10 protein-coding genes are annotated in these 12,489 nt (G+C 32.6%); 3 read left to right on the plus strand and 7 right to left on the minus strand.

The genetic code is table 11. The features are described 5' to 3' along the window. Positions 1 to 99 precede the first annotated feature (99 nt). The 6 genes from prfB to fakB1 form a co-directional block, all read right to left on the minus strand. A protein-coding gene (gene prfB, locus NST35_RS09850; RefSeq protein WP_099816410.1) for a peptide chain release factor 2 occupies positions 100 to 1,216 on the minus strand; the annotation gives its coding sequence in 2 pieces (ribosomal slippage) (positions 100 to 1,143 and positions 1,145 to 1,216; 1,116 coding nt in all). A gap of 195 nt (positions 1,217 to 1,411) precedes the next feature. Next, positions 1,412 to 3,946 carry a preprotein translocase subunit SecA gene (gene secA / locus NST35_RS09855; RefSeq protein WP_002445943.1) on the minus strand — a complete coding sequence of 845 codons (2,535 nt, stop codon included), beginning with the start codon at positions 3,944 to 3,946 and terminating at the stop codon, positions 1,412 to 1,414. 667 nt (positions 3,947 to 4,613) lie between these two features. Further along, complete coding sequence (gene hpf, locus NST35_RS09860) at positions 4,614 to 5,183, minus strand: ribosome hibernation-promoting factor, HPF/YfiA family (protein WP_002445942.1); 570 nt, start codon at positions 5,181 to 5,183, stop codon at positions 4,614 to 4,616. 60 nt (positions 5,184 to 5,243) lie between these two features. Then, complete coding sequence (locus NST35_RS09865) at positions 5,244 to 5,918, minus strand: ComF family protein (RefSeq protein WP_002445941.1); 675 nt, start codon at positions 5,916 to 5,918, stop codon at positions 5,244 to 5,246. Continuing rightward, positions 5,911 to 6,993, minus strand: a complete 1,083-nt coding sequence (locus tag NST35_RS09870) for a DEAD/DEAH box helicase family protein (RefSeq protein ID WP_340747305.1) — start codon at positions 6,991 to 6,993, stop codon at positions 5,911 to 5,913. Before NST35_RS09870 ends, NST35_RS09865 begins: the two co-directional genes overlap by 8 nt. A gap of 324 nt (positions 6,994 to 7,317) precedes the next feature. Then, on the minus strand, positions 7,318 to 8,184 hold the full coding sequence (gene fakB1, locus NST35_RS09875; RefSeq protein ID WP_002445939.1) for a fatty acid kinase binding subunit FakB1: 867 nt from the start codon (positions 8,182 to 8,184) through the stop codon (positions 7,318 to 7,320). Positions 8,185 to 8,328: 144 nt separating this feature from the next. Here fakB1 and NST35_RS09880 point away from each other — a divergent pair, with 144 nt between their 5' ends. After that, positions 8,329 to 8,970, plus strand: a complete 642-nt coding sequence (locus NST35_RS09880) for a YigZ family protein (protein WP_002445938.1) — start codon at positions 8,329 to 8,331, stop codon at positions 8,968 to 8,970. Between the two features lie 59 nt (positions 8,971 to 9,029). Here NST35_RS09880 and NST35_RS09885 read toward each other — a convergent pair whose 3' ends face one another. After that, complete coding sequence (locus NST35_RS09885) at positions 9,030 to 10,109, minus strand: glycosyltransferase family 4 protein (RefSeq protein WP_002457593.1); 1,080 nt, start codon at positions 10,107 to 10,109, stop codon at positions 9,030 to 9,032. Between the two features lie 341 nt (positions 10,110 to 10,450). On the opposite strand from NST35_RS09885, the gene gdpS reads away from it, so the two are divergent. Further along, positions 10,451 to 11,521 (plus strand): GGDEF domain-containing protein GdpS, encoded by a 1,071-nt coding sequence (gene gdpS / locus NST35_RS09890; protein WP_002457594.1) that lies wholly within the window; start codon positions 10,451 to 10,453, stop codon positions 11,519 to 11,521. 194 nt (positions 11,522 to 11,715) lie between these two features. Next, the gene (locus NST35_RS09895; RefSeq protein WP_002445935.1) at positions 11,716 to 12,477 is read left to right on the plus strand and encodes a threonine/serine exporter family protein; all 762 of its coding nucleotides are present in this window, start codon (positions 11,716 to 11,718) and stop codon (positions 12,475 to 12,477) included. The last annotated feature ends 12 nt before the right edge of the window (positions 12,478 to 12,489 follow it).

Consider the following 12,489-nt stretch of genomic DNA (forward strand, 5'->3'; position numbering starts at 1 on the left):
TATAGCTTAAAAAATAAACTCCCTATTTTGTCTGTTTTCTGTTTAATGAAAAATACGCATAATCATCGATAAATCAAATAATGATTATGCGTGTATCAATTATATGTCTTGTCGATCCATTTCTTTTCTTAAATAAGCTTCTATGAATGGGCCTATTTCTCCATCCATAACAGCGTCTACTTTACCAGTTTCTTCATTCGTACGATGATCTTTAACCATTGAATATGGATGAAAGACGTAAGAACGAATCTGACTTCCCCATCCAATGTCTTTTTGTTCGCCACGAATTTCAGCCATTTCTTGCTCTTGCTCTTCTAACTTTAATTGATAAAGTTTGGACTTCAACATTTTCATTGCAGCTTCTCTATTTTTTATTTGAGATCGTTCATTTTGGTTGTTGACTACAATACCTGTAGGGTGATGTGTAATTCTAATTGCAGACTCAGTTTTGTTAATATGTTGTCCACCAGCGCCTGAAGCTCTAAAAGTATCCACTGTAATATCATCTGGGTTAATCTCAATTTCAATTTCATCATTATTAAAATCAGGAATAACATCACATGATGCAAAAGAAGTATGTCGTCTACCAGATGAATCGAAAGGTGAAATTCTAACTAAACGATGAACACCCTTTTCTGCCTTTAAATATCCATAAGCATTATGCCCTTTTATAAGTAATGTAACACTTTTAACGCCTGCTTCATCTCCTGGAAGATAATCAACTGTTTCAACTTTAAAGCCATTTTGTTCACAGTAACGTTGATACATCCTAAGAAGCATACTTGCCCAATCTTGTGATTCTGTACCGCCAGCACCGGGATGAAGCTCTAATATAGCATTATTTGCATCATGTGGTCCGTCGAGGAGTAATTGTAACTCATATTGATCGATTTGTTCTTCAAATTGCTGAACTTCCTCTTCTAATTCTTTCTTCATATCCTCATCATATTCTTCTTGTAATAACTCTCTCGTCGCACTCATATCGTCGACAGCATTTGTCAGTTGATAATACCCACTTACTATAGATTTTAGTGCATTGTTCTTATCAATGATATCTTGTGCTTTAGTTTGATCATTCCAAAAATCGGGATCAGTCATCATTTCTTCATACTCTTGTATGTTGGTCTCTTTATTTTCTAAGTCAAAGAGACCCCCTAATTTGATTTAAGTGATTTTGATATTCTTCTAAATTTCGTTTAATCTCAGATAATTCCATTCATCTTCTCTCCTATTTAATCATACTATGTCATAATATTTATATCATACAGTATATGCCTATTTTTTAAAAATAAACGGCCATTTCATCTCTATATCATATTACTAAGCATTTAACTTACAAGCGATGTAAATAAAGACTGAGTCATTCATAATTAGATATGCCTCAGCCTTTAAATTTAAACTATTTTATTGATTACGCTTTTCCATGACAATTTTTATATTTTTTACCACTACCACATGGGCATGGATCATTTCTACCTACCTGATCACCTTTTACAATCGGTTGTGGCTTTGCTTTTTCTTTGCCATCTTCAGCAGTTACATGTTTTGCTTCACCAAAGCTTTTAGATTTTTCACGTTCTACATCATCTTCAAACTGAACCACTGATTTCAAGATATACTTACATGTATCTTCCTCGATATTTTGCATCATGATATCAAATAATTCATGACCTTCATTTTGATAATCACGAAGTGGGTTTTGTTGTGCATATGAACGTAAATGAATACCTTGACGCAATTGATCCATCGTATCAATATGATCAGTCCAATGTGTATCAATTGAACGTAATAAAATCATCCGCTCAAATTCACTCATTTGGTCTCCTAATGTTTCTTGTTGCTGTGCATACGCTTTTTCAATTTTAGACCACACAATTTCAAAAATATCTTCTGAATCTTTACCTTTAATTTCTCTATCTTGAAGATCTCCTTCTTGCAAGAACACATCATTAACGTAATTAATAAATGGCGTATAGTCCGGATTATCGTCTTCTTCATTAATAAAATGATTAATCGCACGTTGCAATGTAGAACGTAACATCGCGTTAACGACTTGAGAACTGTCTTCACTATCAATGATTTCATTACGCTCATTATAAATAATTTCACGTTGCTTACGTAAAACTTCATCATATTCTAGAATACGTTTACGCGCATCAAAGTTATTACCTTCTACTCGTTTTTGAGCTGATTCTACAGCACGAGATACCATTTTCGACTCGATTGGCGTCGAATCATCCATTCCTAAACGGTTCATCATTTTCTGTAAGCGTTCTGAACCAAAACGTACCATTAATTCATCTTGTAAAGATAGGTAAAAACGACTATCTCCTCTATCACCTTGGCGTCCTGAACGTCCACGTAATTGATCATCAATACGTCTTGATTCATGACGCTCAGTACCAATAACAGCAAGTCCACCTAACTCTTCAACACCATCACCAAGTTTAATATCTGTTCCACGTCCAGCCATATTTGTGGCAATTGTAACTGCACCTTTTTGCCCAGCATTTGAAACGATTTCAGCTTCTCGTTCATGATTTTTAGCGTTTAATACGTCATGTCTGACACCACGTTTTTTTAGTAAATTTGAAATATATTCAGAAGTCTCAACAGCAACAGTACCTAGTAAGACGGGTTGCCCTTTTTTATGTTTTTCTACAACATCTTCAACTACCGCATCAAACTTACCTTTTTGACTAATATAAATTAAATCTGAATTATCTTTACGTTGAACAGGTTTGTTAGTTGGAATTTGAGTAACTGTCATATTATAGATATTACGAAATTCTTCCTCTTCGGTTTTCGCTGTACCAGTCATCCCCGCTAACTTATTATACATTCTGAAATAGTTTTGGAAAGTAATGGATGCCATCGTTTTAGACTCATTTTGAATTGCTACGCCTTCTTTAGCTTCAATTGCTTGGTGTAAACCTTCAGAAAAACGACGTCCAGGCATTGTACGTCCAGTAAATTGGTCAACTATTAATACTTCACCGTCAACGACCATGTAATCAACGTCGCGTTGTAATGTAACATGAGCTCTTAAAGCTGTATTAATATGACTAATCACTTCCACATTTTGAACATCATAAAGATTATCTACCTTGAACATACGTTCAGCTTTATCTGCACCTTGTTCTGTAAGATGTACAGCTTTGGTTTTTTCGTCATAGTTATAATCATCTTCAGCTTTAAGCATTTTTGCAAAAACATTTGCTTGAGTATATAAAGAAGTAGATTTTTCCGCTTCACCAGAAATAATTAAAGGTGTTCTTGCTTCGTCGATTAATATGGAATCGACCTCATCAATAATTGCAAAATGTAGAGGACGCATTACTCTCTCTTCAGCATAGTTCACCATATTATCTCTAAGATAATCAAACCCAAGTTCATTATTCGTACTATAAGTGATGTCTTGTGCGTAAGCCTCACGTTTTTCTTCAGTTGACTTACTATTTAAGTTCAAACCTACAGTTAAGCCAAGATAGTTATATAGTTCAGCCATTTCTTCACTTTGTGAACTTGATAAATATTCATTGACTGTAATAACATGTACACCTCTACCGGCTAAAGCATTCAAATACGTCGGCATGGTTGCAGTCAATGTTTTCCCTTCACCTGTTCTCATTTCCGCAATATCACCTTTATGTATAGCAATACCACCCATTACTTGTACTTTATAAGGAATCATATTAAATACTCTCTTTGACCCCTCACGTACAAGTGCATAAGCTTCAGGTAAAATTTTATCTAAATAATCATTTTGTTTTTTTACATCTTCAATTTCTGCTAACTCTTTTTGAAAAGATTTTGTTTTTTCACGTATTTCTTCATCGGTTAATATCGCAGTATCTTCCTCTAAAGCAAGTACTTTATCTGCTAACTTACCTAATCTTTTAATTTCTTTTTTATTGCCGTCAACAATTTTCGATAAAAATCCCATTGCACGCGTCGCTCCTTTAACTAAAAACTGTTTGGCTTACAACAATTTATCTTATCATTTATATCGCTAAATTTATACTTATATACTCATGAAGTAATGCGTGTTAACTCAATATTTCACAACACTTCACTTTGATTCAACTAGCAACAGCCTTATTTTTATAGACACTCATTTATATTGTAAAATGTCTATAGACACTTCAATTAACAACAATTTTATTTTAACACGTTGCAATCATTTTTTTCTCGCAATCAAACACGTTTTTAAAAAATAATGTAACGCAATACCTTTAACTAATATAGGAATTTAAAATCAAAGTTTAAATATAAATCGTCAAATCACACTAGCATATTTGTAAGCATACTGTCTATTAATTACTCATTTAGGTTATTAATTCAAAATTTAAGCAAACAAAATAAGCTGAGACACTTATTAAGAATACGAACTCCAAAGCTTGATTAATGTCATATCTACTTTGAAGTGAACATATCAAAACAATGCCCCAGCCTATGTTTATTAACTTCTATATTTGTAGTCAAGCAAACTAAGAATACATATGTGTATTGGTAACCCTGATTCTATTAATCATTATTACCTTATTCAATAAACTGATAAGAATTCTTAATTCAACTTTGGCAATATTATAGTCTATAATATACAAGTCAATTTATTCAGTTGTTTCAATCAGACCGTATTTGCCATCTTTTCGTCTATAAACAATGCTCGTACCATCAGTTTCTCTATCGGTAAAAATAAAGAAATCATGTCCCAATAAATTCATTTGCAATACTGCTTCCTCAGAATCCATTGGTTTTAAGCTGAATTGTTTAGAACGAATAATTTCAATATCATTTTCACTTTCTATATCATCTGCTTGATTGTTTGCTGTAGACTCTTGTACTTCAGCAACAAAGATATCTTGATCTCCACGATCTCTATGTTTACGATTTACACGAGTTTTGTATTTACGTACTTGTCTTTCCAATTTGTTAGTAATTAAATCAATACCTGCATATAAATCATCATGTCTTTCTTCAGCCCTAAGAGTGACATCTTTTAAAGGAATTGTAACTTCAATTTTAGTTGTAGAATTAGAATAAGTTTTAACTCTAACATGTGCTACAGCATTTGGCACATTGTTAAAATATCTTTCTAATTTACCTACTTTCTCCTCAATATAGTTGCGAATTGCATCTGTGATAGTGAGGTTATCTCCATGAATTTCAAATCTAATCATAGTAATCTCTCCTTAAACCTCTATATTGATACTTCTTACCTATATTTTACCATGTTTATGTTATCGTGCAAACGCAAACACTTTGAATTTTCTGACTTTTTTATCATATAATTTACACCCCGCGTGATGAATCGTTAACCCTGTTGTATAAATATCATCTATGAGTAGTATTACTTTCCCTTCGATATTTATCTCTTCATCTTTTATATAAAATGGATTAGAGGCTTTTGAACGTTCAACCTTTCCTAACTTTGACTGCTTAGGACGTATATGTGTACCTAATACATCTTGATATGAGATGCCCATTTTATCTAAGACAGTGGTCACCGGATTAAATGTACGTTCAATATCGCGTTCAATTGGAGAAGGAATTGGAACTATATAATCATATTGCGTTTGAGGTAAAACTAATCTTCTTGCCAATACTTCTGCTAAATAGAAGTCTCGCATAATCTTATACTGGTGTATGATTTCTTTCATCACACCATCATAACTATAATCACAAAACAATTGTTCCATTAAATAAAATGTTTTACTTAAAAATTGACAGTCATGACATTCGCCATCAGTAGAGATTTTGTTATTAAGACACTTAGGACACCTACCATCTTTATGAATTTTGGAGTTAAGCCATAATGTTTCACATCTTTCACAAAATATCTGAGGTGGTTTAAATAAGTTATAAATATGAATGGTTTCTTGAATAGTTTGATTGCACTGGATACATTTATGCATCAACCCATCCCCTTTTAATTGCCAACCGATTCATTGAAATAATGTTTCTTTTAGCTAAAACCATCGATAATGTAACACCTTCATGAAGAAATAAAACTAAGCCACTTGGAGACTGCTGTTTACGTCCTACGCGACCAGCAATTTGAATTAAAGCCTCTTGTTGAAAACTTCCTGCATCAACTACAACAACATCTAAGTGTGTCATGGTGAATCCTCTTTCTAAAATAGTTGTAGTGAATACAATTTTGTATTGTCCTCGTCTTAAATCTTCAATTTTTTCAAATCGTAAATCATCTTCACTGTGAACGCAAATCAAATCAGCGATGTCCATTTTATACTGTTGATACGTTTTATTCATTATCTCTATATTATTAAAAAAGACCAAAGTAAAACGTTGTTGGTTAATTTGATTTCTAAATAAATTAAGTAATAAATTTTGTTTTCGTGTTGATTTTAATTTGAAATATTTGAACTTAGGAATAGGTAGAGGGTGTCGGTGAAAACGGGCTGGTAACTTAATTATTTTTTCTGGGGGGAATTGTTTTAAAAAATGACGCGGTGGTGTGGCCGTCATGAAAATATGTGAATGATTCAATTTTGAAGCAAGTTGTATTGCATTTGATAATTGTGGATCCATAGACAACGGAAAAGCATCTACCTCATCGACAAATACAGTATCAAAATGCTGTTTAAATCTCAATAATTGATGGATAGTAGCAATAACAAAATGACCATTATATTGCTGTCTACTGGATTGATGTAGCACATCTATACGTTCATCGATAAAAGCATCTTTAATTCGATGACTTATCTCAATAATAACGTCTACACGAGGTGATACGATGGCAATATTATGTCCCATTTGACGAGCTATCCTTATACCCTCAAACATCATTTCAGTTTTCCCTGCTCCTGTGACGGCATATAACAAGAGATCATTATTATTTTTTATAGCTTGAATGATAGCTTCTGAAGCGTATTGCTGTTGCTTTGATAATTCAAAGGGTAACTGATAATTCGCTTTTGTTGCTTTTTGAAAACTTTTTACGAGACATATATCTGTAATACTATCCATTCTGCCTAGTTGAATGCATCGCCTACAGTATGTGATTGTTTTATCCAATATCGTTGAATTGTAAGTCACAAAATATTGCAAAGAAGTGTTTCCACATTGAATACAATACCAACGCTCACTGTCTTTTATAACACCTTTTGAAACTTGAGATACTAATTCATCTTCAAGTTGATGCGTTGGAGAAATAAGTCTGCCGTAATATTTAATTTTATTTCACTACTTTCAAAAAAAGTCTGAAATACTCAAATAAGCGAACACAAGTGATATCTAATGATATTACCACTGTGTTCTTTCCTATCAAGCTTTCAGACTTTTGATTATATATTAATTAATGTCTATTCTTCTTGGGAAGTAACCCAATCCTAAACCGCCTGATCCTAAATGTGATGCTATCACTGGTCCAAATTCACAATACTGAATATGAACATTAGGATGATCTTCCTTTAATTGCTGAAGAAATGACTTTCCATCTTCTGTTTTATCACCGTTTATTACAAATACAGTCACATCTTCCAAGCCTTCTATTTCTTTAAAAATGTTTGTTTCTAAAGATTTTAGCGCACGTTTTTTTGTACGTACTTTTTCGTGTGGATGTATTTTACCATCTTCTTCAAAATGCAAGACAGGTTTCATTTTCAACAATGTACCTACCCAAGCTTGAGCTCCAGTGATACGACCACTTTTTTGTAAATTTTTTAAATCATCAACAATTAAGTATGCACCAATATGTTGTCTTATTTCAGTTAGTTCATTAATAATATCATCAGGTTTATATCCCTTTTGTACCAATTGAGCAGCGTAAATTGCAAAGCTACCTTCAATCATCGCAGCAAGACGGCTATCAAACGTATGTACTTGAATATCTTCAACCATTTCACCAGCTTGTGTTGCTGAAGGATAGCTTCCGCTTATACCACTTGATAAGTTAATCACGATGACATCAGTGTATCCTTGTTCTCTTAATCTTTCAAAATTCTCAATCCAATCGCCAATAGCAGGTTGGCTTGTTGTTGGTATAGTTTTAGATGAAGCCATTTTTTTATAAAAATCATCTACAGAAAAATCATCACTCTCAGTGAAATTCACTCCATCATCGAAAGTTACACTTAGTGAAGCGACTGGTATGTTATATTGATCTATTATATGTTGTGGTAAATAACTTGTAGAATCGGTCATAACTGCAATCTTCATCTTAATACTTATCCTCCTCAATTATACTCATAGTTATGATACAATAATTTTTTAAAAAAGAAAATATCATCGTAATAATTTAGAACCTATCTTGTTACGTGTATAATATTGTTAGAAAACTGAATTGTAGGTGGCAAAAATAAGATGGATAAATCCATAATTACTATTAAACAAGCACATTCAATTGAAAATGTGATAAGTAAATCACGCTTTATAGCATATATTAAGCCTGTTTCGACTGAAAATGAAGCAAAAGCTTTTATAGATGAAATTAAAATAAAGCATAAAGATGCAACTCATAATTGCTCAGCCTATACTGTCGGACCGGAGATGAATATTCAAAAAGCAAACGACGATGGCGAACCAAGTGGAACAGCCGGCATCCCAATGCTTGAGATACTGAAAAAATTAGAGATACACAATGTTTGCGTCGTCGTGACACGCTACTTCGGTGGTATCAAATTAGGTGCAGGCGGTCTTATTAGGGCATATAGTGGCGCCGTGCGTGACGTGATATATGATATGGGTAGAGTCGAATTAAGAGAAGCTATTCCAGTAACCGTTACGTTAGATTATGATCAGACAGGAAAATTTGAATATGAACTTGCCTCTACCACATTCTTATTAAGAGAACAATTTTATACCGATAAAGTAAGTTATCAAATTGACGTAGTAAAAAATGAATATGATACTTTTATAGACTTTTTAAATCGAATTACTTCCGGAAATTATGATTTGAAACAAGAAGACATTAAACTATTACCTTTTGATATTGAAACCAATTAAATAAAAAACACTATGTAAGTTAAAGCAACGCGTGCTTATGACCTACATAGTGTTTTTTATTATGAACGATGATGTTCATCATAATGATGTGGCTTGCCATTCCCTTTTTTTGTAATTAAATTTAATATTGGTCGATAATTATCATCTATTAATCCAGTAAATTCAACGATCAACTCAATCGTAAAGACAATGAGAATGAACATCATAAGTGCACCCAAAGGTTGGGACAAATAGAGGATAACACTAGATAAACTAAACATAATCGCTATTGAATAAATAAGTAAAACGGTTTGTCTATGGGTATATCCTAAAGCAAGTAATTTATGATGTAAATGTGACTTGTCTGCTTGCATTATATGTTGTCCTTTTTTCATTCGACGAATCATTGCAAACAATGTATCAATAAATGGCACTGCTAATATAACAATAGGAAAGAATAAAGCAATAAATGTGATGTTTTTAAAGCCGAGTAATGATAAGAAACCGATAATAAATCCTATCATTAATGCGCCACTATCACCTAGGAAAATTTTCGCTGGGTGAAAGTTATAAAACAAGAAACCAAGTAAAGACCCTAAAAGTACACAACAAATCATGATAATAAATATGTTCGCTTGTAAAATAGCGATGAATCCAATAGTCATTAATGCCAATGCTGAGACGCCTGAGGCAAGTCCATCAAGTCCGTCGATAAGATTAATAGCATTGGTAATTGCTACAATCCATATTACTGTAATAGGAATACTAAATATGCCAAAATGAATCGTTGGTCCAATTGGCAATGAAATAAAGTCTATTGTAATTCCATAAAACGTAACAATTAAAGCTGCAACAATTTGACCTGCTAACTTTAAATAAGGTCTTAGATCGTAAATATCATCAATCAATCCAACCATATACATTGTAATTGCACCTAATATAAGCGGTTTAACCTCACGTTCAATAGGGTGTCCGAGCCAAATCCCTATTAAGAAAGAAAATAAAATGACCGTTCCTCCCATCACTGAGATAGGTTTCGTATGTACTTTTCTGAAATTAGGACGATCTACTAAATCTAATTTTTTTGATATTACAATAATAATGGGTGTAATTATTAAACTGACTATCATAGTAAAAGCTATAAGTAATAGTGTATACATCAGTTCACCTTCATTGAATAAGTTGTACCTCACGCTATGTAAAATTTGTTATCTATCATTTTTAATGCAATATTTATATGCGCAAATATTTATCAACCATAAATGTCGTTTTCATTGAACTAAAATCATAAATATCCATGTTACATAGCTATTGTCTAAATTACAAAGATTAACCTTTACATTATCTTTGTATTGTCTATACATTTTTTTAATCATACCATTTAAGTGCTTATTTTAACATTAAATACCATTGTTTGTGTGTAATTTCTGTTGCTAGATGATGACAAATTGTAAGTTTTCACTTACAATAGCTAATGGTTAAAAAAGGAGTCGGTATGGAAATGTTTGAAGCTATCATATATAACATATCTGTCATGGTGGCAGGAATATATTTATTTCATAGGTTACAATATTCTGAAAATAAAAGAATGATTTTTTCTAAAGAATATGTAACTGTACTAATGACATTCGTTTCTTTACTTTTAGCGGCATACCCTATCCCGTTTCAGAACGAATACCTCGTTCATTTAACATTTGTACCTCTTTTGTTTTTAGGACGTTATACCAACATGATATATACACTCACGGCTGCTTTTATCGTATCTTTAGTCGATGTATTTATCTTTGGAAACTCAATTATTTATGGTATTACATTAATCGTTATTGCAGGTATTGTCAGTGCAGTTGGACCATTTTTAAAGCAAAACGATATCATTTCTTTACTTATTTTAAATTTGATTAGCATTGTCATTTTGTTATTTTTAGCATTATTAAGTCCTATTTATGAACTCGTAGAGATTTTAGTGCTTATCCCTATTTCATTTATTATTACAATTGCTTCAGCAATAACATTCGTTGATATATGGCACTTTTTCTCTTTAGTCAATCGTTATGAAAATGAAGATAAATACGATTATCTTACAGGTCTAGGTAATGTAAAAGAATTTGATAGACACTTAAATGAGGTCTCAAGTAAAGCTGAAGAAAAGAAACAAAGTTTAGCCTTACTTCTCATTGATATCGATGGCTTTAAAGATGTAAACGATCATTATTCACACCAATCAGGAGATGCTGTTCTCAAACAAATGTCTCAACTATTAAAAAACTATGTTCCAAACCAGTTCAAAATCTTTAGAAACGGTGGCGAAGAATTTTCTGTTGTAATCAGAGATTACACACTAGATCAAAGCGTGAAATTAGCAGAAAATATTCGAAGCGGTGTTGAAAAATCTTCTTTCCACCTACCAAACAAAGAAGTAATCAAGCTATCAGTTTCAATTGGTGTTGGATACTTAACTCAAGATGATCGTAAATCTCAACGTAAAGTATTTAAAGATGCTGATGATATGGTACATGTGGCTAAAAGTGAAGGAAGAAATAAAGTCATGTTTAATCCTATTGTCAAATTATAATCAATCTAAATGCTATGTTAACTGCTACGTAAAAAATCATTAAAGCGTATACAGTTATGCATAGCATTTTTTTACTATTTTTAATTAGTATTGAAAATGTTATTAAAATCAAGCTCTCTATTGAAACTTAAGTCTTCAAGTTGTAAACTTCAATTGTTCATAAAAATATTAAATAGCTTCGGAGGTGATGAGATATGTCAGATTCAATCACTATCATTGATGAAAATAAAGTAATTGATGTAGTCTTAATTGCTGGGCGAATCTTACTTGAAGCAGGCGCTGAAACATATCGAATTGAGGATACAATGAATCGTATTGCCCATAGTTATGGTTTACATGATACATACAGTTTTGTGACATCAACTGCAATTATTTTCTCATTAAATGATCGTACTAGTACAAGATTGATTCGTATTCGCGAGCGTACAACCGACCTTGAGAAAATTGCTTTAACCAATAGCCTATCTCGTAAAATTTCGAGTAAGCAACTTACAATTGACGAAGCAAAAAACGAGTTACTGCAACTTAAACGTGCGTCTCTTCAGTTTTCTTTCTTAACAAATCTCATTGCTGCCTTTGTAGCTTGTGGTTTTTTCTTATTCATGTTTGGTGGCGTAGCTTCCGACGCTTGGATTGCATGTCTAGCGGGTGGCATAGCTTTTTTAACGTTTAGTTTCGTGCAAAAGTATATACAAATTAAATTCTTTTCAGAGTTTGTGGCATCTGCTGTTGTTATTAGCATTGCAGCAATATTCACTAAACTAGGTATAGCTAAAAATCAAGACATTATTACTATTGCAAGTGTCATGCCTCTCGTTCCTGGTATTTTGATTACTAACGCTATTCGTGACTTACTTGCCGGAGAGTTACTTGCTGGTATGTCACGTGGTGTTGAAGCTGCTTTAACTGCATTTGCTATTGGTGCAGGCGTAGCTATTGTATTACTATTATTATAAGAAAGGCTGTTA

Source organism: Staphylococcus sp. FSL W8-0304 (assembly GCF_038006565.1).
Lineage (GTDB): Bacteria > Bacillota > Bacilli > Staphylococcales > Staphylococcaceae > Staphylococcus > Staphylococcus epidermidis.